At 40.8% G+C, this 25,432-nt stretch carries 20 protein-coding genes and 2 pseudogenes; 16 read left to right on the forward strand and 6 right to left on the reverse strand.

Going from position 1 to position 25,432, the window contains the following annotated elements:
• Window positions 1-3 precede the first annotated feature (3 nt).
• Complete coding sequence (locus tag EFB00_RS09710; RefSeq protein ID WP_122646621.1) at window positions 4-915, forward strand: conjugal transfer protein; 912 nt, start codon at window positions 4-6, stop codon at window positions 913-915.
• Between the two features lie 742 nt (window positions 916-1,657).
• Here the strand turns inward: EFB00_RS09710 and EFB00_RS09715 are convergent.
• Complete coding sequence (locus tag EFB00_RS09715; RefSeq protein ID WP_122646622.1) at window positions 1,658-2,542, reverse strand: LysR family transcriptional regulator; 885 nt, start codon at window positions 2,540-2,542, stop codon at window positions 1,658-1,660.
• A gap of 29 nt (window positions 2,543-2,571) precedes the next feature.
• On the opposite strand from EFB00_RS09715, the pseudogene EFB00_RS09720 reads away from it, so the two are divergent.
• Window positions 2,572-2,742: pseudogene (locus EFB00_RS09720) on the forward strand (ATP-binding protein); the annotation flags it as partial.
• Between the two features lie 21 nt (window positions 2,743-2,763).
• Here the strand turns inward: EFB00_RS09720 and EFB00_RS09725 are convergent.
• Both EFB00_RS09725 and EFB00_RS13655 read right to left on the reverse strand, forming a co-directional pair.
• Entirely contained in the window at window positions 2,764-2,937 is a 174-nt protein-coding gene (locus tag EFB00_RS09725; RefSeq protein WP_010747574.1) for a hypothetical protein, read from the reverse strand.
• Window positions 2,937-3,023 (reverse strand): annotated as a pseudogene (locus EFB00_RS13655) (resolvase); the annotation flags it as partial. The gene EFB00_RS09725 and the pseudogene EFB00_RS13655, both read right to left, overlap by 1 nt.
• 87 nt (window positions 3,024-3,110) lie before the next feature.
• On the opposite strand from EFB00_RS13655, the gene EFB00_RS09730 reads away from it, so the two are divergent.
• The 5 genes from EFB00_RS09730 (at window position 3,111) to xylB (ending at window position 10,904) form a co-directional block, all read left to right on the forward strand.
• The gene (locus tag EFB00_RS09730) at window positions 3,111-3,743 is read left to right on the forward strand and encodes a YitT family protein (RefSeq protein WP_195907750.1); all 633 of its coding nucleotides are present in this window, start codon (window positions 3,111-3,113) and stop codon (window positions 3,741-3,743) included.
• Window positions 3,744-4,072: 329 nt separating this feature from the next.
• On the forward strand, window positions 4,073-5,377 hold the full coding sequence (gene xylA, locus EFB00_RS09735; protein WP_122646623.1) for a xylose isomerase: 1,305 nt from the start codon (window positions 4,073-4,075) through the stop codon (window positions 5,375-5,377).
• A 73-nt stretch (window positions 5,378-5,450) separates the two neighbouring features.
• On the forward strand, window positions 5,451-7,394 hold the full coding sequence (locus EFB00_RS09740; RefSeq protein WP_122646624.1) for an alpha-glucuronidase: 1,944 nt from the start codon (window positions 5,451-5,453) through the stop codon (window positions 7,392-7,394).
• A gap of 465 nt (window positions 7,395-7,859) precedes the next feature.
• Window positions 7,860-9,389: a glycoside hydrolase family 43 protein gene (locus tag EFB00_RS09745; RefSeq protein WP_122646625.1), complete on the forward strand. Its 1,530-nt coding sequence runs from the start codon at window positions 7,860-7,862 to the stop codon at window positions 9,387-9,389.
• Window positions 9,390-9,407: 18 nt separating this feature from the next.
• Window positions 9,408-10,904 carry a xylulokinase gene (gene xylB, locus EFB00_RS09750; RefSeq protein WP_122646626.1) on the forward strand — a complete coding sequence of 499 codons (1,497 nt, stop codon included), beginning with the start codon at window positions 9,408-9,410 and terminating at the stop codon, window positions 10,902-10,904.
• 227 nt (window positions 10,905-11,131) lie between these two features.
• Here the strand turns inward: xylB and EFB00_RS09755 are convergent, their stop codons facing one another.
• The gene (locus tag EFB00_RS09755; protein WP_122646627.1) at window positions 11,132-12,301 is read right to left on the reverse strand and encodes an ROK family protein; all 1,170 of its coding nucleotides are present in this window, start codon (window positions 12,299-12,301) and stop codon (window positions 11,132-11,134) included.
• A gap of 174 nt (window positions 12,302-12,475) precedes the next feature.
• Here EFB00_RS09755 and EFB00_RS09760 point away from each other — a divergent pair, with 174 nt between their 5' ends.
• Entirely contained in the window at window positions 12,476-13,957 is a 1,482-nt protein-coding gene (locus tag EFB00_RS09760) for a GH39 family glycosyl hydrolase (RefSeq protein ID WP_122646628.1), read from the forward strand.
• 92 nt (window positions 13,958-14,049) lie between these two features.
• Complete coding sequence (locus EFB00_RS09765; protein ID WP_122646629.1) at window positions 14,050-15,819, forward strand: family 43 glycosylhydrolase; 1,770 nt, start codon at window positions 14,050-14,052, stop codon at window positions 15,817-15,819.
• Window positions 15,820-15,904: 85 nt separating this feature from the next.
• Here the strand turns inward: EFB00_RS09765 and EFB00_RS09770 are convergent, their stop codons facing one another.
• Window positions 15,905-16,750: a helix-turn-helix domain-containing protein gene (locus EFB00_RS09770; protein WP_338133846.1), complete on the reverse strand. Its 846-nt coding sequence runs from the start codon at window positions 16,748-16,750 to the stop codon at window positions 15,905-15,907.
• 152 nt (window positions 16,751-16,902) lie between these two features.
• Between EFB00_RS09770 and EFB00_RS09775 the strand changes: the two genes are divergently transcribed.
• From EFB00_RS09775 to EFB00_RS09785, 3 genes are read left to right on the forward strand one after another with little or no spacing between them, the layout of a single operon-like run.
• On the forward strand, window positions 16,903-17,778 hold the full coding sequence (locus EFB00_RS09775) for a sugar phosphate isomerase/epimerase family protein (protein ID WP_010747584.1): 876 nt from the start codon (window positions 16,903-16,905) through the stop codon (window positions 17,776-17,778).
• A 1-nt stretch (window position 17,779) separates the two neighbouring features.
• Window positions 17,780-18,940, forward strand: coding sequence for a Gfo/Idh/MocA family protein (locus EFB00_RS09780; RefSeq protein WP_122646631.1), 1,161 nt, complete (start codon window positions 17,780-17,782; stop codon window positions 18,938-18,940).
• A 15-nt stretch (window positions 18,941-18,955) separates the two neighbouring features.
• The gene (locus EFB00_RS09785) at window positions 18,956-19,972 is read left to right on the forward strand and encodes a Gfo/Idh/MocA family protein (RefSeq protein WP_122646632.1); all 1,017 of its coding nucleotides are present in this window, start codon (window positions 18,956-18,958) and stop codon (window positions 19,970-19,972) included.
• Between the two features lie 65 nt (window positions 19,973-20,037).
• On the opposite strand, the gene EFB00_RS09790 is transcribed toward EFB00_RS09785, so the two are convergent.
• Window positions 20,038-20,868: a helix-turn-helix domain-containing protein gene (locus EFB00_RS09790; RefSeq protein WP_164709458.1), complete on the reverse strand. Its 831-nt coding sequence runs from the start codon at window positions 20,866-20,868 to the stop codon at window positions 20,038-20,040.
• A gap of 219 nt (window positions 20,869-21,087) precedes the next feature.
• Between EFB00_RS09790 and EFB00_RS09795 the strand changes: the two genes are divergently transcribed.
• The 4 genes from EFB00_RS09795 (at window position 21,088) to EFB00_RS09810 (ending at window position 25,402) form a co-directional block, all read left to right on the forward strand.
• Complete coding sequence (locus EFB00_RS09795; RefSeq protein WP_122646634.1) at window positions 21,088-22,785, forward strand: type 2 periplasmic-binding domain-containing protein; 1,698 nt, start codon at window positions 21,088-21,090, stop codon at window positions 22,783-22,785.
• An 89-nt stretch (window positions 22,786-22,874) separates the two neighbouring features.
• Entirely contained in the window at window positions 22,875-23,840 is a 966-nt protein-coding gene (locus EFB00_RS09800; RefSeq protein WP_241153426.1) for an ABC transporter permease, read from the forward strand.
• Window positions 23,841-23,858: 18 nt separating this feature from the next.
• Window positions 23,859-24,755, forward strand: coding sequence for a carbohydrate ABC transporter permease (locus EFB00_RS09805; protein ID WP_010747590.1), 897 nt, complete (start codon window positions 23,859-23,861; stop codon window positions 24,753-24,755).
• 38 nt (window positions 24,756-24,793) lie between these two features.
• Entirely contained in the window at window positions 24,794-25,402 is a 609-nt protein-coding gene (locus EFB00_RS09810) for a DUF624 domain-containing protein (RefSeq protein WP_122646635.1), read from the forward strand.
• The last annotated feature ends 30 nt before the right edge of the window (window positions 25,403-25,432 follow it).

Here is a 25,432-nt window from a genome sequence, read left to right on the forward strand (position 1 = left end):
AAAATGAAGATAAAAATTGAACGGAATCAAAAGGAGAAGACTCCCAAAAAGAAGAAAGAACGGGTTGTTTCAGTGGGTAAGAATCGGAAAATGGTGCTTGCCCTTTGGTTTTTACTGTTTTGTAGTCTCGCTTTTGGAATCTATAAAAACTTTACGGCCATTGATCAGCATACAACTCATGAAAAAGTGGTCGTGAAAGAGAAAATAGTGAATACCTCTGGAGTAGAAAATTTTACTGTAGATTTTGTGAAAGAATACTTTTCATGGAAGAATGACAAGGAAGTAATTGAAAAGAGAATGACTAATCTTGAACAGTATCTTACGGAAGAAGGATTGTCCTTAAGCCAAGATATGGTTCGAGCAGATATTCCTACTAGTTCACAAGTTCAATCAGTAAAAATTCTAGATGTTGAAAAGCACTCGGAAGAATTTGTTGTTTCATTGATGGTAGATCAAAAGGTTACAGAAGGGGAAAAATCACAGCAAGTTTCTTCTGCGTATCGAGTGACTATTTTTGAAGATGAAAAAGGAAATTATGTTGTAACCAGTTTGCCTACAATGATTGCAAAATCAGAAAAGGCGAAGCATGAAGAAAAACAAGTAGAAAGTGATTCAGGGATTGATGCCAAAACAACGGAAGAAATCACCGAGTTTTTAGAGACGTTTTTCAGGCTTTATCCAGCAGCATCAGAAAAGGAACTAGAATACTATGTTGAAAATGATGCGATGCGACCAATTAATATAAATCTGAAATTTGTGGAATTGGTGAATCCAGTTTATGAACAAGATGGAAAAATTGTTCAAGTTAAAGTTGGAGTAAAATATCTTGATGATTTATCAAAAACAACTAGTTACTTTCAGTATGAATTAGGATTACAAAAAGATAGAAACTGGAAAATTATTGAATCTGATTAACATGTATTAAGATAAAGTTAAAAAAATCTATTTGTTGTTAGGAACGAATTCACATAAGAAATCGGGGTTAATCATAAGGGAGAGTATCATAATGATGAAACTTTAAAAATTTTTAGTTGGTATAACACATATTCTAATGGGAGGACGGAAAATTGCTGGGGATAATACAGAGATTTGGTATTGATATGAAGTAGTTTCTCATAGTTCTTTGTGTTAACTCAATCTGCAGGCGTGATTTTACTAGGTCCTCCTAATTACTATTAGTGAATTATCATTTCAAGAAAGCCTATCAAATTTGTTGTTTAAATTAATATTTAGATTTTTCGCTATATTTTATTTCATCAGAACTATCTCTAATCATAATTAATTATATTGAGTTGTTTATGTTGTTTGAACTCTAAAAAAACGTATTTATGAATACTATTTTCTATGATGGTATGCTGAAGTAAAAATAAATGATGAAATAAGTCAACTAAACTTATCTATCAGATTTAACTGATAAGAAAAGGGATTAGATCAAATAATATTTTGATGTGGGAAATATGGGAGTCATCAAAAAAAGTAGAAATTACCATCCTCTATATCGATGATACTGGGCGTGACGTTCTTTACTACAATATTTTCCATCTTACAATACCTATGAGTTCAGCTTGGTCGGCAGAAAATATTGTTCGAATTGCTTTTATTTCAATATTACTTAGATGAATTAATTGATTCATAGATACATATCATGAGTCCTATGTCATTTGTTTTGAGCCAATTTGTTTTTTATTATTGTCAGTAATGCTTGAGTAGTTTCCGAAAAAAATTGGTACTTCTTCCAAATTAAACTTACGCTTGTTGCAAACTCTGGTTTCAGTGGGAGACAAACTAAATTTGTTGAATGGTAGTCAACTAGGTCATCAAATACTAAGGCAATACCTAGCCCACTTTCGACAAGCTTTTTAGCACTAAGATACATACCAAATGTACCAGTAATGTTTAACTCACTTTCTTCTCGGTGAAACCATTCTGGTAAGGAATTATCATCTAACGAATTTTGATAGAGAATTAATGGTTGATCGGCAAGATCGTCGGGTGTCAGGATAGACTTTTCTGCCAATGGATGATTTTTTTGCATTAATGCACCAAAAAGATTTGGCGTCTTCAACTCGATATGATTGAAGATATTCTGATCAATTGCACCAAAATAAAGGCCCATGTCAACTAAACCACTGTTTACCATATGTAATACGGACTCATTATCTCCATTGCGTAATTTGAGTGTGACTTTAGGATGCAGACTAATTAATTGACTGGTGCATTGACCAATAAAACGGATAGCGTCTGTTTCACTGACTCCTAATAAAATATCCCCAGATAAATCATTATGATCTGTTGTCAATTCATTCGTTGTTTTAGCAACTAGATTAGTAATTTCAGAAGCTCTTTTACGTAAGAGCATTCCATCTTTAGTTAGCGTTATTTTTTTTGATTCACGAATTAGCAGTGTTTTACCCAGTTCATCTTCTAAAGCCTTAATTTGTCGAGAAAGGGCCGGCTGTGAAAGATGTAAATAATTAGCAGCATGAGTAATATTTTCTTCTTGAGCAATGATTAAAAAATTTTGCAATTGCTGTAAATCCATGTTAAGTACCTCCAATTTGACATGCAAATATGCGTTATGAACACCGCTCTACGATTATTACGACAAATATCGTCTTATCTCGATGGGGTGAATTGTTTCAAAGCCCAGAAATCGCGGCAGCGATCCTTGACCGACTGGTTCATCATGTCAAAGTGTTCAAGATTACCGGCAAGTCTTATCGTATGAGAAATAAAATCTAAACTGGCGATTGCCGACAATTCCTATTGCCGAAAACCTACATTTTTATTCTGCCCAAAACCAAAGGTGATAAACGTTTCATCTGTAAATAGTGGGTCTTTGATCTCAAAATAACCGTCTTTTTTGGTGCTTTGTTTTAAAGCACTTGCGTAGGCTAATGCCTGGCTTGGTTTTTCAGCTAAAATAACCGTACTCATTAACTATCCCTCTTTTCTTTGTTTTTTCTTTGATCTACTGTCACGTTATATCTTGCTCGATACCTTCTAAACGTTCGGCGATTGATTCAGTTTTGTGAAGAGTACAAATTGGTGAAATAAGGCTGGTTACATTCATCAACAAAAATAACTTATCTGTTTTGGAGGAAAATACTGTGTTAAAAACAATTAAACCCCGCGCACTAGCGATGGTGATTTTGGGGAGTACAATCTTATCTTTTGGCTTATTTAATATCCATTCCTTCAGTGGTGTGACTGAAGGTGGTGGTCTGGGGCTGACCCTGTTACTAGATCATTGGTTTCATTTGTCACCAGCAATCACTGGGTTCATCTTCAATATGTTATGTTATGCGGCTGGCTGGAAAATATTAGGGCGAGAGTTCATATTTTATTCCATTGTCGCTTCTGTGGGTTTTTCTGCTAGCTATAGTCTTTTTGAAGCAATCGGACCTTTTTGGCCCCATATCGGTGATACGCCCCTTTTGGCAGCAGTAGTAGGAGCTATCTTTGTCGGGGTTGGCTGTGGGCTTTGTGTTCGAGCAGGTGGTGCCCCGGGTGGAGATGATGCTATGGCCATGAGTATTGCCAAAGTTTTTAAAATGAAAATTCAGTGGGCCTACCTTGCTAGTGATTTGGTCGTCTTGGTATTGTCTTTGAGCTATATTCCCTTGAATCGCATTGGTTTTTCATTGCTGACAGTCATACTTTCAGGACAACTCATCGGTATCGTACAAGAATTTCATTTGCCAGCTTGGATGCATCAGGAAAAGCCGGCTAAGGTGGAGTAATCAACTTTTCTAGCAAGCTTAAATACAAAAGCGTAAAGGCAAGCAACCTTGAAAGAGGGCTTGCCTTTTTTTAGACTTGGTATTATAAAGTTTTCACAAGTGGAAACTCCATAATACCAAGTCTACAATCCGGCTGATTCTCCGGTAGCAAGGCAATCTTGTTTTCTAATTAATAGGAGGGGATGAAGGTAGCTGTGGGAGTAGCGCATTTCTTTAAAAAAACTGAAAAAAAGATACGTGAAAGCGGTTGACATTTAAAAAAGGTTGCGCTATTCTTTAATAGAGTTAGTTAGTTAAACTAAACAACCTATTTGATGGAGGGATTCTCAATGAGTTATTTTCCAAGTATCGACAAGATTCAATATGAAGGCACAGACACAAAAAATATGTTTGCATTCCGCCACTACAATCCAGATGAAGTAGTGATGGGCAAAAAAATGAAGGATCATCTTCGTTTTGCCATTGCTTATTGGCATACAATGACTCAAGATGGTTCGGATCCATTTGGTAATCCAGTCAACCAACGCCCTTGGTTTGGTGAAACGCCAATGGAAACTGCCAAAAATCGGGTAGAAGCCTTCTTTGAAATTTGCGAAAAATTAGGCGCAGAATACTTCTGTTTCCATGATGTAGATATCGCACCAGAAGGCGATAGCTTAGAAGAATTCTTTGCAAATGTTGATGAAATTACTGACTTGATCAAAGAAAAAATGGATCAAACAGGGATTAAATTGCTTTGGAACACTGCCAACATGTTTTCTAATCCACGTTTTGTTAACGGCGCGGCTTCAACAAATAACGCTGAAGTTTATGCGATTGCTGCAGCACAAGTGAAAAAAGGCTTAGACATCTCCAAAAAACTTGGCGGTGAAAACTATGTCTTCTGGGGTGGCCGTGAAGGATACGAAACTTTACTGAATACCAACATGAAACTTGAACAAGACAATATAGCTCGTCTTTTCAAAATGGCGATTGCTTATGGTGAAAAAATTGGTCACAAACCACAGTTCTTGTTGGAACCAAAACCAAAAGAACCTTCAAAACATCAATATGACTTTGATGCAGCGACTACGATGGCCTTTATCCAACGTTACGGTTTAGAAGGCGACTTCAAGTTGAACTTGGAAGCGAACCATGCTACTTTAGCTGGTCATACATTTGAACACGAAATTGCAGTGGCACGTTGCTACGATTCATTGGGTTCATTGGATGCCAACCAAGGGGATGTTTTGTTAGGTTGGGATACGGATGAATTCCCTACCAATGTCATGGACGTGACTTTGGCGATGTACGAAGTCTTGGAAAATGGCGGTATCGCTCCTGGTGGGATCAACTTTGACTCCAAAGTACGTCGTTCCGCTTTCGAACCAGAAGACTTGTTCTTGGCTCATATTGCTGGGATGGATACTTTCGCTCGCGGTTTGAAAAATGCAGCGAAATTAAAAGAAGATCGTTTCTTCGATGATTTGAAAGAAGAACGCTATGCTTCCTTTAACGAAGGCCTCGGCGAAAAAATCATGAAGGATGAAGAAGACTTGGAAAGCTTATACGATTATGCTGTTAGCCATGAAGATCCAGTCCTGAAATCTAGCCATATCGAATATGTGAAAAATATCTTGAACGATTATTTATAAGCCGTTTAAATGATGAGGGGTCTTCTTAGGCCCCTTTTCTTGTACGAAAAATTAATGAAGGTTAGGTGGACTGATGACTCGCGATTTATGTTGGTTACGAAAAGTAGCCAGTCATTATTTTCAACATTTCTCATTGCCTGCGGATGATTTAGTGGCAAGAAGTATTCGCCGAGAAGTAGGCACATTACTGAATTTGACAAAAGAAGTAGCAAGTGAAGGGGACTTGGCCTTTTCACTTGTAACAGAAGAGTGTTTGGGAAGGGAAGGCTATCGAGTAAAAGGGGAGCAAAATCATGTTGCTATTCAGAGTAATACGACAAAAGGCTTACTCTATGGCTTATTTGCCTTGTATGAAAAATTGATATTGGGAGAAGCTTTCACTTCTTTTACAAGTGTGCCAGACCAAGCGCTACGGATGATTAATCACTGGGATAATATGGATGGAACAATTGAACGAGGCTATGCCGGAGATTCCATTTTCTTTAAAGACAATGAATTTCGTAAGGATTACCAACTGATTGAGTCCTACGCTCGTCTTTTAGCATCTGTGGGAATTAATGCTATCTCAATTAATAACGTGAATGTTCGTGGTGCAGCCAAAGCCCTCATTTGCGAGGAGCATTTTGGCGAATTGCGACTTATTGATGAAATTTTGGGCTCTTACGGAATTAAGCTATACCTTAGTGTGAACTTTGCCGCCCCTAAAGCGATTGGTGGTTTGGAAACAGCGGATCCTCTTGCTAAAGAAGTCATCGCTTTCTGGCAAGAAAAAATTGATGCTTTATATCGTTATATTCCTGATTTTGGGGGCTTTGTAGTGAAAGCGGATTCGGAAGGGGAACCAGGGCCTTTTGCTTATGGTCGTGGGCATGATGATGGGGCCAATATGTTTGGCAGGCTATTGCAACCTCATGGTGGACATTTGGTATGGCGTTGTTTTGTTTATAATCATCAGCAAAACTGGCGGGACCGTAGCATTGACCGTGCCAAAGCAGCGTATGATCATTTTATGCCTTTGGATGGGAAATTTGTTGAAAATGTTAGCCTACAAATTAAGCTTGGCCCACTGAATTTCCAAGTGCGAGAGCCCACTTCTCCTTTGTTGAGTGGGTTGCGAAAGACCAATCATATCATTGAGTTTCAATTGACTCAGGAATATACGGGGCATCAAAAAGCCGTTTATTATCAATTGCCCGTGTGGAAAGAAGCATTGGATTTTGATTGTCGCAATGAAGACGTACCAGGCCAAGTGAAGGAATTATTGAAAAGCACTTCACCACAACCAGCTTACAGTGGTATTTGTGCCGTAGGAGTGGTGGGCATGTCAGAAAACTGGACTGGCCATAAGCTGATGCAAATCAATCTCTATGGTTATGGCAAACTGTGTTGGAACAATCAGCTGACCACCCAAGACTGTGCCCAACGTTGGATTGGCTTAACTTTCGATTTAGCTGAGGATCAAACGAAAAAGTTGGCAGATCTTTTGGTGACTTCTCGGGAAACCTATGGCATGTATACAGCCCCTCGAGGTGTCGGTTTTATGGTGACGCCAGGATCCCACGATGGGCCCAATATCGATGGTTATGAATATGATCGGTGGGGAACGTATCATTTTTCTGACCATCTGGGTATTGGCAATGATCGAACAACTTCAGGAACGGATTACGTGTCACAATATGCGCCAGCTATCCGAGATTACTTTAATGACTTAACAACTTGTCCCGATGAGTTGTTGTTATGGTTTCACCATGTACCTTACACGCATCGACTACACAATAGCAAAACCCTGATTCAAGACATCTATGATACGCATTTTGAAGGTGTTAAACGAGTTGAGGACTATCAAGCTGTTTGGGAAGAAATCGGTCCTCATGTTGACCAGAATTCTTATCAAAATGTCAAAGAGTTGCTGCAATGGCAACGAGAACTGGCAGTGGAGTGGCGAGATCAAATCAATACTTATTTCTGGCGAAAATCGGGTATTGCCGATCAAGCAGGGCGTAAAGTATATCCATAAAGTTACGCTTATAAAGGGTTCTACGCTTTCAAGCCTTGAAAAATAAATACGAGGCCATCTGACGCGGGATATACGAAGGTTTTGAGGTAAAAAAGAACTTTAGTCTTTAGAAAATAGTATGACGGTAGCTAAACTAGCCCTGTCAAAAGAAAAACGAATTTTTTGTCTGTCGGTTTCGCTATAACCTGATGAAGTTGTTGGGGGGCGAGACCGACTTTTTTTTAGGAGTAAAGGGTTCGTGCATAGTTGTTCATTAGTGGTTAATAGACGGATAGTGGTGTAGCAAAAAAAACAAAAAAATTGTTCTGTAAGCGGTTGACTTGTGCCAAGAGGTGTTTTATCATTTAGAAAGTTAGTAAAGCATACAAACTGAACTAGCTGACTCATTTTAATAGCGCCTTATTTCAGGGATGCTAGCTGGTGTCCCTCTTCCTTAGCAATTAAAAATGAGAAACGAGGCTAACCATGAATACTTTTACTAATCCAGTTTTGAAAGGCTTTTCTCCAGATCCAAGCGTTTGCGGGGTAGGAGAAGATTTCTATTTAGTGACCTCAACGTTTGCTTATTTTCCAGGCGTTCCCATTTATCACAGCAAAGATTTGGTAAATTGGACACAAATTGGCAATGTCTTAGAGCGGGATAGCCAGTTGCCTTTAGACCAGGCGGGGCATTCCCAAGGGATATTTGCACCTTGTCTTCGTTACCATGAAGGAACTTTCTATATGATTACCACCAATGTTACCCATGGTGGCAACTTTGTGGTGACAGCAACCGATCCCAAGGGGCCGTGGTCTGATCCCTATTATTTAGAAGATGCTCCAGGTATTGATCCCAGTCTATTCTTTGATGAAGATGGACGTTGTTATTATGTAGGCACGCGCCCGAATCCAAAAGGCGTCACTTACAATGGTGATTGGGAAGTATGGTTGCAAGAACTTGATCTAAATACCATGCGTCTGATTGGTGTGAGTACTTCTTTGTGGAAAGGTGCTATGCGAGATGTAGTTTGGCCTGAGGGACCACATCTTTATAAAAAAGACGGCTATTATTATCTGATGATTGCGGAAGGGGGAACTGGCTTTAACCATTGTGTGACGATTGCTCGAAGTCAACAAGTGGCAGGGCCTTATTTGGGAAATCCCAATAACCCTATTTTGACTCATCGACATTTGGGTAAAGATTTTCCTGTTTGCAATGTCGGGCATGGGGATTTAGTAGAAACGACAACAGGCAAGTGGTATATGACTTGTTTGGCTAGTCGAAACTATGAAGGTTACAGCAATCTTGGACGTGAAACGTTTCTCGCTGAAGTTGTCTGGGAAGACGGCTGGCCGGTAGTCAATCCAGGTCATGGGCAGCTGTTAGACGTCCAAGAACATGCACTGCCCCTCAGTCCAGTCCCAGAAACAAGCCAGTTTTCATTGGCTGAAGAAAACGTTGCCTTTGTCTATTTGCGTAATCCGCATCCTGCTGATTACAATCGGGCTGTTCGTCCAGGCTGGTTGCGATTGACACCCGGGAAAGCGACTTTATCAGATGTGGCTTCACCCACTTATATTGGGTTACGACAAAAAGCGATGAATTACCATTTTCGTGTCGATATCCAACCATCCTTGGCCAAAGGGGAAGCATGTGGCTTGGCGTTGATTCAAAGCAATGACTACCATGTACGTTTGGAAATTACCGAAACAGAAAATGGCTATCTAGCCCAGCTCATCCGTACTCTAGCTGGCGTAGAAGAAACACTAGGGAGGACGACCTTTACCGGTGATCGTTTCGTATTGCAATTTACCGGTGCGTTGCAACAATTGACAGCCAAGGTAATTGTAGCTGAAGAAGAACATCTTGTCGCAGAAGCGGTGGCTATTCATTATTTAAGTACAGAAATTGCTGGTGGTTTTGTAGGCTGTACAATGGGTCTATATGCTACCAGAACAGCACCACAGGCTACAGGATATGTGGATGCTTATCAAATTGAACACCAGGTCAATTAAGAGAAGGGAATAATCGCTATGAAACAAATTTTAGGCTTAGATCTCGGAACGAGCGCGTTAAAAGGACTCCTTTTTGATGAGGGCGGGAACCTGCTAGCATCAGCAGATAGTGCTTATCCTTTAGATACACCACAAGCTGGTTACAGTGAACAAAATCCGAATCATTGGCAAAAAGCAGCGGAAATTGTGATGACAAAACTGTTGGATTTGCGTCCAGATATGAAGGATGCGTTGGTGGGGATTAGTTTTTCCGGTCAAATGCATAGTTTGGTGTTATTAGACGATGCCAACCAAGTTATTCGTCCAGCAATTTTGTGGAATGACGTACGAACAACCAAAGAATGTCAAGAAATCATGGCAACTTTTGGGGACCAATTGTTAGCCATTACGAAAAACGTGGCTCTCGAAGGATTTACCTTGCCTAAAATTCGTTGGGTTCAAAAAAATGAACCAGCCAACTGGGAAAAAGTGGCTCATGTGATGTTGCCAAAGGATTATTTGGCGTTTTGGCTGACAGGCCGATATTCGATGGACTACTCTGATGCAGCCGGTACATTGTTATTGGATGTAGAAGAAAAAGTTTGGTCAGCGGCTATTTTGAAACAGTTTGATATCGATGAAGCGGTCTTACCAACACTACATGAATCAGCTGGATTAGTCGGCAAGATAGTACCAGAATTGCAATTGAAATTTGGTTTTACCCAAGAAGTAGCGATTTTTGCTGGTGGGGCAGATAATGCCTGTGCTGCATTGGGAGCTGGGATTATTAAAGAAGGCTTAGCGATGGCCTCTATCGGAACAAGCGGCGTCTTCTTGTCTTATGAAGCAGATGAAACAGTGGATTATCAAGGAAAACTCCATCTCTTTAATCATAGCGTCAAAGACAAATTGTATGGGATGGGCGTGACTTTGGCCGCCGGAAATTCATTGAGCTGGTTTCGGGATACCTTTGCGCCAGAAGAAGATTTTGCGACCTTATTAGCGGATGTGGGGACTGTGGCAGCTGGCTCAGATGGGCTGTTGTTCACTCCTTATATCGTAGGGGAACGGACACCTTATAGTGATGCCAAGATTCGTGGCAGTTTTATTGGCATTGACACTCATCATCGATTGCGCCATTTTGGCCGTGCAGTTTTGGAGGGCATCACTTTTTCTTTAAAGGATTCTCAACAAATCATGGCAGATACGACGGGGCGCCATTTTAAACAGATTGTCTCCGTTGGTGGTGGGGCGAAAAACTCTGATTGGCTGCAAATGCAAGCAGATATTTTCGATGCTGAAATCTTAACGTTGACTACCGAACAAGGTCCAGGCATGGGAGCTGCCATGTTAGCAGCTATCGGAGCGGGATTATTCCCAGATGCTGAAAGTTGTGCCGAGGTTTTTGTGCACTATGACAAACACATCATGCCTGATCCACAACAAGTAGCGAAATATGCGAAAATTTATGAGATTTATCAAGATGTTTATCCCCAAACTGCACCAATCTGTCATCGTTTACTGACAGAAGAGTAAAAAAATGCCTCATTGCCTTGAAAGGTAAATAAGCCATCGGATAATCAGCAAGTCGGCTGATTACTCGATGGCTTTCTTTAAAAAAACGATGGAACCGTATTCGTTTGCCCTGGATAGCGGAAGTTTCATGATGAATGGTAGCTAGTAAGCTTGGGACAAAAAGACTTATAGCCACTTAACATCGTAAAAATTGCTCATGGGTTTCGCCATGAGCAATTGGAAGAAGCCTACTTTTTAAGCATTCCTAGTCTTAAGTTTTGGATTTTTAAAAAGTGGGAAGTAGCCTGGGCAATGCCACCGTATAGCGGGGCATGATCCCCTAACAGGCTCGTCTGAATGGTGATACTTTGCGTAAAACGAGAGACCATTTTTCGACGTATCCGGGGAAGAAGATCGGGAATTTTACGATAGACAGAGCTATTGACGATCAATAACTCAGGATCTTCTGCCACGATGATATTGTTTAGGCCGATACTTAAATAGTCAACATTTTCTAGGGCTAGACGGATGGCATCCACATCACCGGCATTATAGGCGGCTGCAAAAATATCAGAATTAACAAAATCCAAGTCTTTTAATTTGGCAAAAGTATCAAATAACACTCTGTTGGAGGCATATTGTTCGAGACAGCCCTTATTACCACAAGGACAGGATTTGCCATTAGGGAAAAGCGTGCTGTGTCCTAATTCTCCAGAGAAGCCATGGGAGCCAGATTGTAAAGAACCATTGGCTACTGTGCCAGCGCCAATTCCGCTATGAATACTCAGACTGATAATTTTTTGGTAGTCGCCAGTTGTCATAAAGCAGTATTCCCCGACAGCATTAAGGTTGGCTTCGTTTTCTACAAAGACCGGCACACTGAAAAGTTGCTCTAGGGGTTCTTTGATATCCAAGCCAGACAAATCGTAGTAAGGAGTAAAGGTGATGCGGTTATCGTTGACAATCCCGTGGATGGCCAATGAAATCCCCACTAGACCATGGGGCGTCACTGGGGCCTGACTTAAAAAATTGGTGATAATGCTTTGAACAGTGGGCAAGATATTTTCGCTATTGATTGGGGTATTTTTTCTTTCTTCGAGGCGAATCACTTCCCCATCGAGATAAGCCAACATCCCTGCCACATAGTTATAGCCCACATCAAAAGCAAGCGCCAAACCGCAGCGTCCATTAAAGTGCAGCTGAATCGGTTTTCGCCCCCCCATCGAACTAGCGTTACCGATACCAACTTCTTCTACGATATCGTTTTCAATTAGGTTTTTGATAATTTGCGAAACCGAGGCCTTATTTAGTTTGGTTAAAGTGGAGATGTTGGCTCGGGAAATATTTTTATTTTCAATAATCGCTTTTAGTACAGTCGCTTCATTTTGCTCACGAATGTCAAGTTTATTAATAATCATGGACAATCCCCTTTTTAAAGTACGTCTTAGAGTTAGTATACTGTGCAAATTAACTGATTACAACTGAAAAAAGGGGGATTCATAAGGTTTTGTAACAAATGTTAGCCAATTATAGTTAAAACCACTAGCCAAAATGGTTGTTTTTTTAACTAACTATTACGAGGAGAAGAAAAAATGGAAACTATTCAATTGACAAAAAATATGACAGTTAGCTCATTTCACAATTTTGCGGATGATTGTATTGGTACTGGCCGGATGGGCTTGGCTCTACAGCGGCAATACCAAGAACAATTACGTCTCGTACAAGAAAAAATTGGGTTCAAGTATATTCGCGGTCATGGCTTATTTAGCGATGACATGGCAATCTACCAAGAATACGAAGACGAAACGGGAAAAAAAGTCGCGGAATATAATTTTACCTACTTGGACATAGTGATGGATTTTTATCAAGAAGTGGGTATAAAACCCTATTTAGAGTTGGGCTTCATGCCACAAAAACTAGCTTCTGGGGATCAGACGGTCTTTTATTGGCAGGGAAACGTGACCCCGCCTCGCTCATACGAAGGTTGGTGCCAATTAGTCCAAGCGACCTTACAACACTTAATCACACGCTATGGTCGGGCTGAGGTAGTGACTTGGCCGGTGGAAGTTTGGAATGAGCCGAATTTGCCAGGTTTTTGGCAAGATGCTGATATGACCGAATACTTTAAGTTATTCAAAGAAACTTTTTTGGCGGTGAAAGCTGTCGATGACCAATTCAAAGTTGGGGGACCAGCGATTTGTGGGGTAGATGATATCAATTGGCTACAACAGTTTATGGCCTTTTGTCACGAGGAACAATTGGCGATTGATACGGTGACCCGCCATTTTTACACCATTTCTGATCCAGAGACCGCCGGACATTATAGCTATGTGACTTTGCGAGAAGCACAGGAATCCCTGACTGAGTTGGATATTTCCCGTAGTATTATCGATGACTATCCAGAATATCGTGGCTTGCCGATGCATATTACGGAGTTCAATACGTCTTATCGGCCGGATAGCCCTTTGCATGATACGAATTTGAACGCAGCCTATATCGCTCAGTTGCTTTCAAGATTAGGAGAAACCAGTGCCTCGTATTCTTATTGGACGTTTGGGGATATCTTTGAAGAAATGGGGGTTCCCTTCACACCGTTTCATGGAGGTTTTGGGCTAGTCGCCAATGGCAATATTCCTAAACCAACTTTTTGGACCTTTGCTTTTTATAAAAAACTACAAAAGAACTGTCTTTATAAAGGGGAACACGGCATAGTAACTTCAGATGGCAAGGAGCGCTTTGCTGGCGTTTTTTGGAATTTAACAGCTGAAGCGATGTCTTTCCAACTAGATTTCCCAGAAGAGGTTGAAAAATGGTGTATCACTTCAGAAGTGGTGGATCAACAAACAACCAACCCATTGCAAAGTTGGCATGATTTGGGAGAGCCAGCCAATTTGAGTGCTGAACAAAGAGCGCTTTTGCAGCAAATTGCTCAGCCAAAAGTGACTACCACGGTCACGTCTAACAGCTATTCATATACTGTACAGCCTCATGGAGTTCATTATTTCGAGGCGCGGCCAAGAAAGCAAACACCCGATCGAGGCTATGATTATCAACGAGTCTTGGCTGGTAGATAAGAAAATTTGTTTATTTGGATTTGATGGGTTTGAAAATTGGTGTGTGGACCACTAATCAAACTACTCGCAATTATTATATTTAGGAGGCTATTATGAGTTATCAATTATTGAATTATCAACGAGAAGCTAAAGAAACAGAGCTTTATGATACTCGGCTGGGATTGGCGATGCATTTAGCATTGGCAGATGAATCAGGAGTGTTTCAGCCATTAAATCAAAACTTTGGGGTCTTGTTTGCCAAAGCACATTCTTTACCAGATGGGTTTTTAGTAGCAAAAGCCCTTAAAAAAACTTGGATTTGTCAGGGAAAAGAGAAATTTTACATCATCGGGATTCGGGTAAATGCCGATGGAACGTTGGATGAAACCAGTGTGGGTAGCATTTTAGTTTTTGAAACGGAAAACTTTATTCAGTATCAAGAACTACCTTTGCTCCACCTAAGTGAAATGCCTCTGATGGATGTTCAATTGGCTTATACGGATGAAGGGTATCAAATCCGGTGGTTAGATAGCTGTGATCAGGCTTATCAAGTGACGACCCCAAGCTTAGATCATGTGGATGAGACTAAAAAGGTTGCCATTCAGTGGCAACCACTTTTGGAAGTAGCAACGGATATTGAAGGGGCAATTCCGAGGAATAGTTTGACCATTAGTGAGGAACAAGGAGACTATTTACAAAAAAAATTGATAACACCCCATCATATCGCTGTGGACTTACCGGATGAAGTCGTTGTTGAAAACATGGAAGAACTTACCACGATGAAAGCAACCTTGCGCTATAGTGATGGCTCGAGTCGCCAAGCCGGAATTGATTGGTTTGATTTACCAGCAAGTGCTACTGAAAAAGCTTTTGTAGCAAAGGGTCAAGTGCATCAGGAACATTTTTCTTTCCCGATTGCGACTTATCGCGCGGATCCTTGTATCGGCAAATGGCAAGGGGAATACTACTTTATTGCCACGAATGATTATGATGATAACCGTAGCCTCTATATCCGTAAAGCCAAGACGATTGCTGAGTTAGTTACTGCCCAAGAGATGAAGATTTTGGATAGCGAGATGTACCCTGAAATTGCCAATCTCTTGTGGGCACCAGAATTTCATATTATTAATGATCGTTTGTATATTTTCCACGGGGCAACACCAGGTCCTTTTGAAGAGGAACAATCCCACGTAATGGCTTTGAAAGAAGGCGGCAATCCCTTGGTGCTAGCTGATTGGCAGCGACCGCAAAAAGTCGTAAAAGCAGATGGATCGCCTTTGATTACAGGAGGCATCACTTTGGATATGACGGTGATTAAAGATAGTGGCCGAATCTATGCCGCTTGGTCGCAACGTCAGTTTTTCCCAGTGGACTTAGGTGCGTGGATTTATTTTGCGGAGCTCAATCCTGATCAACCGTGGCAATTATTGACAGAACCAGTAGTCTTAGCAAAACCAGATTATGGATGGGACAATAATCATACCTTTGTCGATGAAGGTCCCTATGCCTTGTATCGAGGAGAAGACATCTATTTAACCATTTCCGGCGCAGCTGTCGACAGTAGCTATTGTGTGGGGTATCTAAAAGCCAAAGTTGGCAGTGACTTGCTCAATCCAGCGGTCTGGGAAAAATCAAATTACCCATTGTTGACTTCTATGAATGTTCCAGGAGAATTTGGACCTGGACACAATGCTTATGTAGAAGATGAAGAAGGCAATATCTGGAACACTTATCATGCACGTCCAGGTATCGATGCTCCCCGTTCTTCAGGTATCCGGCGGGTACATTTTGATGTAGATGGACAGCCAATTTTGGGAATGACGGAAGCAATGGATGTCAATCCTGAGTTATCTTTGGTGCAAGTAAAAGTAAAGGTAAAATAAAGCGTAAAAACAGCCTGTGAAACTAAATACTCACGGGCTGTTTTTTTGAATCACGGGTTGCAAAGGATCAATCAAAATCAGATTGTTAAAGGTTTTGTTGTTGAAATTGACGAGGAGTCAGCTCAAATTCCTTTTTAAAGGCTTTAATAAAATGAGAATAATTAGTAAAACCAGCATCGTTGCAGGCAATCGTAATTGTGGCCCCTTCTAATAAACGCTCTTTGGCATAGAGCAGTTTCCGTTTTTGGATGTAGGCATGGGGACTAAAGCCGGTATGACGCTTAAATTCCCTAGTAAGGTGTTCGCGGCTAATAAACTGGGCTTTGGCTAGGGTCTCGACTTTGACGGGCTCTGATAAATGGTCTTGGATATAGTGAATGGCGTGGCGAACAACATGATTTTCTTTACTATTCGTCAAGGGAGTATTTTCTTTTTGCAAAGCTAAAAAGCGTTGATTGAGAAAAAGCAGAAACTCGTTAAAACATTGGGTATAGCGCAAGTCACTACCATATTCTTCAGAGGCACTATGTTTTTGTAAATCTTGAATAAAAGGTCGAACTTCGGTTAAACTTGTAGGCAAAAAATGACTTTGGCGGTTATTGATACGGGAAAAGCATAACGTCAAATCTGTTTTAGCGGAAGAATAACGGTGTAAATAAGATTCGTCAAAATAACAGAAAACGCGCTCATAACGGGCAGAAGGTAAGGTTAGCATCATGTGATGGATATCATGATGATGAATTAACAGGATATTTCTTGGTTGCATATGATAGACACGATCTTCCACGTAGTAATCCACTTCCCCATCTAATAGACAATAGATCTCATGAAAATCATGGTAGTGGTACTCTGGTAAAAATGTGATGGGGGTTTCGAAACAGGAATCTTTATAATAAAAATCGAAATCTTTTGAATGAAGATGATCTTGAATCGTTGCTACTGGTTTCGTCGGGGGTCACTCCTTTTTCGCAAGTTTCTCTGATGATATCACATCTAGCATGAAATGGGTCACATTATAGCGTTTTTATTGTTTAAAAATGTACGTATAATAGCCGTAACAAAACAAGAAAGAAGGTTCATTTAATGAACAACTTCACCATCACCGGTTTCGCAGATGAAATCGCAAGTGACTTAGATACACAAATCAAAGGACTGAAAGAAAACGGCATTGCCCATATCGAAGTCCGAGGCATCAATGGCGTCAATGTCAGTGAATTGACGCTGGATCAAGTACTTACTTACAAAGAAACACTCCATGAAAACGGGATCAAGATTTCTTCCATCGGCTCTCCCATCGGTAAAATCAGTATTGAGGATCCTTTTGAAGAGCATTTAGCGTTATTCAAACATGTTCTTGATGTAGCAGTAGCTTTTGAAAGTCCCTATGTCCGGATGTTTAGTTTCTTCATTCCAGAAGGCAAACCTGCCGACGACTTTCACGAAGAAGTGGTGAAGCGATGGAACCAATTTTTAGAGGTAGCCAAAGATTATCCTCAAATTACCTTGCTTCATGAAAATGAAAAAGACATTTACGGAGATATTCCAGAACGTTGTGCCAAACTTTTGACCGAACTGAACAATCCACAAGTCAAAGCGGCCTTTGATCCGGCCAACTTTGTCCAATGTGATGTGGAAGTCTATCCCCATGCCTATGAATTATTAAAAGATGAAATTGGCTATATGCACATTAAAGATGCCCATTTCGCAGATCATAAAGTCACACCGGCTGGACTTGGCGATGGGCAAGTGGAAGCTGTCTTGCGGGCACTTGTGGCAAACGGCTTTACAGGCTTTGCTTCCTTGGAACCCCATTTGTCAATTTTTGATGGCTTTGCGGCGTTGGAAAAAGAGGGCGTCTCCATTGAAGAAACAAAATCCGATGGTGAAAAACTGTTCACTGTCGCTAGTAATGCATTGAAAAAAATCCTTGTGGAAAACATGGGTCAGGAGTGGAACTAACATGGAAACAGTAAAAATCGGTATCGTCGGCGTCGGTAATATCGGCTCCTTTCATATGCGCAATGTCTTAGGTGGTGAATTAAAAAACGCTGAATTGGTGGCATTGTGTGATAGCAATCCAGAAAAATTGGACCGTATCCATGAACAATACGGGGATCAATACAAATTATATGATGATGTGGATAACTTGTTGGCAGATCCAGAAGTGGACGCAATCATTATCTCTACGCCCCACTATGATCATCCTGTGATTGCCATTAAAGGTTTGCAAGTAGGCAAACATGTCTTAGTAGAAAAACCGGCTGGGGTGTATACGAAAAAAGTTCGGGAAATGATTGAAGAATCAGAAAAACATCCAGAACTGTCCTTGTCTTTGGTGTATAACCAACGGATGAACCCGACTTATCAAAAGGCGAAAGAACTCGTAGAATCCGGTCAAATCGGTGAATTGCGTCGGACCAACTGGATCATCACCAACTGGTATCGGTCCCAAAGCTATTACAATTCTGGCGGCTGGCGGGCCACTTGGAAAGGGGAAGGTGGCGGTGTCCTCTTAAACCAAGATCCCCATCAATTGGACTTGTGGCAATGGATTTGTGGCATGCCGGAACGGATTTTCTCCTTTGCCTATTATGGCAAACGTCGGGATGTGGAAGTGGAAACAGAAGTAACGGCCTATTGTGAATACGCAAATGGGGCCACTGGGGTCTTTGTGACAACCACTACGGAAACGCCTGGGACCAATCGTTTTGAAATCGTGGGTTCTCAAGGAATAATCATGATTGAAGATGAACAGTTGAAATTCTGGCGGACCGTTACCGATGAAAAAGAATGGAACGATACTTACACCGGCGGCTTTGGCGAACCGGAAGTTTGGGAAATCAAGATTCCTGTTGAATTTGACAGCAGCACCGGCCATTTGCGAGTGACGCAAAACTTTGTCAACAATATTCTCTTTGGCGAAAAACTGGTGGCACCAGCGACAGATGGGATTTATGGCTTGTCCATTTCTAACGCCATTCACCTCTCTTCTTGGTTAGGCCAATGGGTTGAGTTGCCGATTGACGAGGAGTTGTTCTTGGAAGAGTTAAACAAGAAAATTGCGGGCTCAAAAGACAAAGATGTGAAAGAAAAAGTCTTGGATACTGAAAATACTTACTAAAAAGAGTGTGAAAAAATGATACGATTCGGAATTGTGGGCTGTGGCAATATCTCCGGTACCCATGCAGAAGCCCTTCAGAAAATTCAAGAAGCCCAGTTGACGGCTTTTTGCGACATAGATGAAGTAAAAGGGCGACGCTTTGGGGAAAAACATGGCTGTAGTTTTTATGGGAATTACCTAGACATGCTAAAAAATGGTGAGATTGACGCAGTAATCATCGCTACGCCGCATTATCTCCATGGCCAAATGACCCTGCAAGCTTTTGAAGCCGGGAAACATGTCCTATGTGAAAAACCGATGGCCATAACGGTCCAAGAAGCTGAACAGGTTTTAGCCAAATGGGCGGAACAGCCAGACTTGCATTATGCCGTGTGTTATCAAAATCGCTTCAACCCTTCCTATGCCCAACTGAAAACGATGATTTCCCAACAAGCTTTCGGGCAGTTAAAAGGAATCAAATGCGAGCTAACCTGGCATCGGGATAAAGGGTATTATGAGGCGGCATCATGGAAAGGTACTTGGAAAAAAGAAGGTGGGGGTACCTTGATCAATCAAGCCATCCATACCTTAGATGTGGTGACTTGGATGATTGAGTTACCAGAGAAAATCAAAGGCAAGATAATGACTACGCTTTTGGAGGAAACCATCGAAGTAGAAGACGCGGCGATGGCGACAGCAGTGCTTCCAGATGACGTGCCGGTGGTCATTCATGCCTCCAACAACTACTCTTCAGATCCCGCCCCATCCGTCACCTTTGATTTTGAAGAAGCCAGAGTGGTGTTGACCGCTGACAAACTGGTAGTCAATGACGTAGCGGCACCTCTTGAAGAAGGCGTGGTAAGCGAGGTAGCTAAAGCCTACTGGGGGGCAGGGCATCTGCGTTTTGTGCGGGCCTTTGTCAATCAGTTATTCGGCTTGCCAGATCCTTATGCAGAGTACCTCGCCGCCGCGGATGCGTTGGATTCTTTGAAGATGGTTTGTGGGATTTATGAGTCGGATCGTAGTGGGCAGTGGGTTCAACTGAATAAATAGTAAAAAACCATGGCGACTAGTTGGACTAGTGCTTCATGGTTTTTTGCTGAGGTGCATTCAATTTACTACAACAATTGTTGATAGTAGAGATTGTCAAAGCGAATCAATGTCGGCTCTTTTCGTCCGCTGTGGGCATTTTTCCGATAATCTTTAGGGGTGTGACCAATTTTCTGCAAAAAATTACGATTGAAGGTTCGCGTGTTTTGAAAACCAGATAAGCTAGCGACTTCTGTTATAGAATAATCGGAGTTTGCTAGTAAATAGCAAGCTTGATTGATGCGGTACTGGTTGATTAGTTTTGGAAAGGTGGACTCAAGTTTTTGGGTAATGACCTTGGATACGTAATCTTTACTATAGCCGATATCTTCACTAAGCTGACCCAAAGTAACTTCATTTTGAAAATGAGAAGAGACCCACAATAGAATTAATTCTAAAATATTCTCTTTGCCTCGTGTTTTGACTAGCTTGGTATGTTGCTCATATAGATATAAGATTTCATATAAAGCGGCTTTGTGTCTAAAAAATGAGTTGCTCTCAAATAAAGAATCGTAGAGCTGATTAGATTTAGTGCGTTCCACCGGAATAACAGGATTTAAGAAGGATTTCCCTTTAATTAATGGAAGATAGTCTTCTAGATACTCGGGAGAAAAAATCCAAATATGACCAGAGTTTTCCATTTCAGCTTCTACTTGATGGGTTTGATAGGGGAGAATTAGGGCGATATCGCCAGCTTTTAAGGTGTGAATTTCAGAATCGATTGTCAATAGAAATTCGCCAGTTTCACCAAACCATAATTCGAAACTCCGATGAAGATGCTCAGGATAGCTGAGATTCTCCGGATGATATTCCACGTGGGAAATTTTTTCCCCAAAGTGATAGGATTCCAATTCAGTCATTTTTAACCCTCCCATTTAAGAAATCATAGTCAACTGATTACGTCTATTAGTGTACTGAAATTGTCTTGTTTTTGCAAGCGTTTTATAGTAAATTTGAATCAAGGAAGAGAAGTAAGCGCTATTAATTTATTTGAGTCAGGGTTTAGAAGTAGGTTGTGTCACAAGGTTTTTTTATGCATCAACGTTTGTTCTTTAAACATACCAACGGAGGGGAAACACATGAAAAAGTTTGGAAAAGTTGCAGTGACAGCAATGGCACTAGCTTTATTGGCTGGGTGCGGTAGTGGAAATGGTAAAGGAGACAAAGATGGTGGCACGCAAGCCACAGATAGTGATGGCAATAAAAAATATACAGCCTTTATGGCGGTACCTGGTTCTGAAGTTCCCGATGATTCTCGTTTAAACAATGTTTTTGCAGAAGAATTTGGTTGGCGAGTGAAAGTTAGCTGGCTGACGGGTCAAACTGCAAAAGAACGGATTGGGGTTATGATATCTGGTGGCGAGTATCCAGATATCGTGGATGCTTCCGATGGTCGTTCAGCGATGATTGATGCTGGAGCTTATGTTCCGTTAGAGGATAAGCTAGATGACTATCCGAATTTGAAAGCCACATTAAGTGATATTCAATGGGAAAAAATTAAAGCTGATAATAATGGCCATATTTATACGATTCCACAATTTGCTCAAAAAGATGGTACCGTGGATACGGCAACTAGTTATGGTGGCGAAGCTTTCTGGATTCAAAAACGTGTCCTTAAATGGGCGAACTATCCAGAAATTAATACTGTCGAACAGTATTTTGATTTGATCAATAAGTATTTAGCTGAAAATCCTGATACTGATGGTCAAAAAAATATCGGTTTTGAAATCTTATCTGATGACTGGCGTTACTTCTGTTTGGAAAACCCACCGCAATTCTTAGCGGGATATCCAAATGATGGCGCAGCTATTGTCGATCCAGACACAATGAAAGCAAAAGTATATGACAAAATTCCAGAAGCCAAAGAATACTACAAGATTTTGTCTGAACAATTTGAAAAAGGAACGATTGACCCTGAAACCTTTACTGCTAAATATGACCAGTATATTGCAAAATTATCTTCTGGTCGAGTGTTGGGGATGATCGACCAAGGCTGGAACTTCCAATCTGCAAGAGATTCATTGGTTTCTCAAGGGAAAGATGAATTAACTTGGGTACCTCTTGATTTGACTTTGGATGAAAATGTTCAACCACAATACCGAGAAGGTGGCGTCTTGTCTACTCAAGGTGGGGTTGGGATTACCACTAGCAGTAAAGATGTTGATGGCATATTGCAAATGTGGGATGACATGGTTTCTGAAAAAGGGATGATCCTACGCAACTGGGGCGAAAAAGGCGTTGACTATGAAGTTGACGACGACGGCATGTTCTACCGCACTGACGAACAATGGGCAAATTGGAAAGATACCGATTATGTTCAAAAGAATAGTGTAGCGTTTGGTTATATGCCTGGTTACCGTGGTTACTTGCCAGATGGAAAAAATACAGTTTTGCCTTCTGAACAAATCTCTGAATTCCGCAAAACATTGTCTGATATCGATAAAGAAGTGTTGGATGCTTATAAAGTAGACAACTGGACTCAAATGGTACGCTTGCAAGATCCTGTTTATCCATGGTTCCCAATCTATACAGAACGGAACAAATGGACTTCTTCTGATCCAGCTGGGATTGCTAGTCAAAACATGCAAGAAGTGAAAATGCAATGGTTACCAAAAGTCATCATGGGCGGACCAGCAGCTTTCGAACAAAACTGGGAAGATTATATGACTGCTTATGATAGTCAAATCGATTACAAAGCCTATGAAGATACATTGACTAAAGAAGTGAAACGTCGGGTAGAAATCGAAAAAGAACTAGAAGCAAAAGTTGACAAATAGTCTGCTGTAGCGAGGTGATGGGAGTTGTGAAATTAACAACTCCCACAATCTTGCTTTGCTACATACTCGAAGATTTGGGGGAATAAGAAATGAGCGGAAATTCAACGATGTTAGATTCAAACGAGGGTATTCCAAAAGCAAAACGAGAAACATTTTGGGAACGTGTCTGGGCTCAAAAAGATCTGTGTTTACTTTGTCTGCCATTTGTCATTTACATTCTTTTCTTTAATTATGCACCGTTATCTGGCTGGTTGATGGCTTTCCAAAAATACCGTCCTGGTACTGGTCTTTTTGATCAAGAATGGATTGGACTTGAAAATTTCCGAATGTTGTTTGCTGATCCAAACTTTTTACGGGTTGTCCGCAATACTTTGGCAATGAGTTTAATCAATTTGACTTTGGGTTTTGTTTTCTCGATTGGCTTTGCGGTCTTATTGAATGAAGTCAAAAATAAACATTTAAAGAAAATCATGCAAACTGTCTCTTATCTGCCTTACTTTTTATCATGGATTATTGTAACAGGGATCGTGTTGGATGTGCTGAGTCCTGAAACGGGGATTATTAACCAACTACTGATGCAATTTAACTTTGTAGACAAGCCGATTAGTTTCCTTTCCGAACCGAAATATTTCTGGTGGATTGTTGGTTTCTCTAATGTTTGGAAAAGTACTGGTTGGGGAAGTATCATCTACCTTTCTGCGATGTCAGCTATCAACGAAGAACTGTATGAATCCGCCGAAATGGATGGTGCCAGCCGCTTGCGGAAAATCTGGCATATCACTTTACCAGGAATTAAACCAACAATCTTTATCCTCTTATTAATCAATATCGGAAATATCCTAAATGCTGGGTTTGAAGTGCAATACTTGTTAGGGAATGGCTTAGTTCAACAAGTTTCCCAAACTATTGATATTTTCGTGTTGAAATATGGGATTAGCTTGAACAACTACTCCTTTGCCACAGCAGCCGGGATTTTCAATGGTGTGATCAGTATCATCTTGATTACATTAGGTAATAAACTTGCCAAAGTTGCTGGCGAAGAAAGTTTGTTCTAATCAGAGGAGGAAAAAAAGATGAAACGAGTTGCGATTTCAGATCGACTATTCGATATATTTAAGTGGATTTTTCTAATTTTATTCACGTTGGCAACCCTGTATCCAATCTTAAACACCTTAGCAGTCGCCTTTAACGACGGACTAGATGCTTTGCGTGGAGGGATTTATCTGTGGCCACGAACTTTTACCTTGGATAATTTCAAAGCTGTTTTAGCCAAACAATCGTTACTAAACGCAGCTTTTATCTCGGTGGCTCGAACGGTGATTGCTACTTTATCACAATTGTTTTTAACATCATTGTTGGCTTATATCCTTAGCCGAAAAGAATTTATCTTTCGGACACCGGTTACTTTATTGTTCATCTTCACCATGTATTTGAATGCTGGGATAATTCCTAATTACATGTGGTTGAATAAAATCGGTTTGACGAATACATTTTGGGTTTATATCTTGCCGGGGATGATCAGTGCTTTTAACTTATTGGTTATCCGGACTTATATCCATGGAATCCCTGAAAGTTTAGTCGAAAGTGCCAAAATCGATGGGGCCAGTCATATCCGGATTTTCTGGAGCATTATCTTGCCATTGTGTAAACCAGTGTTGGCAACCGTTGCTTTATTTATCGCTGTTGGTCAATGGAACTCTTGGTTTGATGCGATGTTGTACAACGGCTTTAATGAAAAACTTAGTACGTTGCAATACGAATTGATGAAACTCTTGTCTTCTGTAACAAGTCAAGGGGCCAACGCCAATGATATGCAAAATGCCGCTCAAGCAGGTGGTGGCGGCATGGTGACCCCAACTTCGGTACGGGCAGCTACGACAATCGTCACAGCCTTGCCAATCGTCTGCCTGTATCCATTCTTGCAAAAATACTTTATCAGTGGTCTGACTATTGGTGGGGTTAAGGGTTAATTTAAGGCTTAAAAGAAAGGTTTTAAAAGGTGTTTATTATGAGAAAATCTGGAAATAGTCAAGCGATTATGGACAAGTTGAGTTTGGTAGCCGATTACTTATTGGTAGGCGTGCTCTGGCTACTTTGCTCAGTACCGCTTGTTACGACGGGGGCAGCAACTAGTGCCATGTATCGCACGGTTTATCAATGCATGTTCCAAAAAGAAGGCTATGTCTTAGGGACTTTTTTCAAGGCATTTAAACAGTCCTTTTTCCAAAGTTCATTGATTTGGACGGGGTATCTGGTGTTGGCAAGTTCTTTTCTGCTAAATCGTCAACAACTTGCTGGGAGTTATTCCTTGCTTTCAGATGCTATCCAAATTGTTTTAGGGATTTGTTTGTTGGTTCTCTTGCCCTTGGTGGCGTTGGTATTGGCTTATATTGCTCGTTTTGAAGATCCTTTAAAAATAATTTTACGCAATTGCGGTCTTTTAGCGCTAACCCATCTTGGAAAAATGATCCAAATGCTCGTCTTGTATACCGTAGTGATCGTAGGGATTTGGCTATTACCAGTTTTTGCTCTGGTGTTATTACCTGTTGTAGTGAAAAAAACAGTACCCATTTGTGAAAGCTTATTTGGATTTTGTACCATTGAAAATGCATCATAAGGATTAATTATCAAGATATATCACATTCAG

The organism is Enterococcus mediterraneensis (assembly GCF_900604485.1).
GTDB lineage: Bacteria > Bacillota > Bacilli > Lactobacillales > Enterococcaceae > Enterococcus_C > Enterococcus_C mediterraneensis.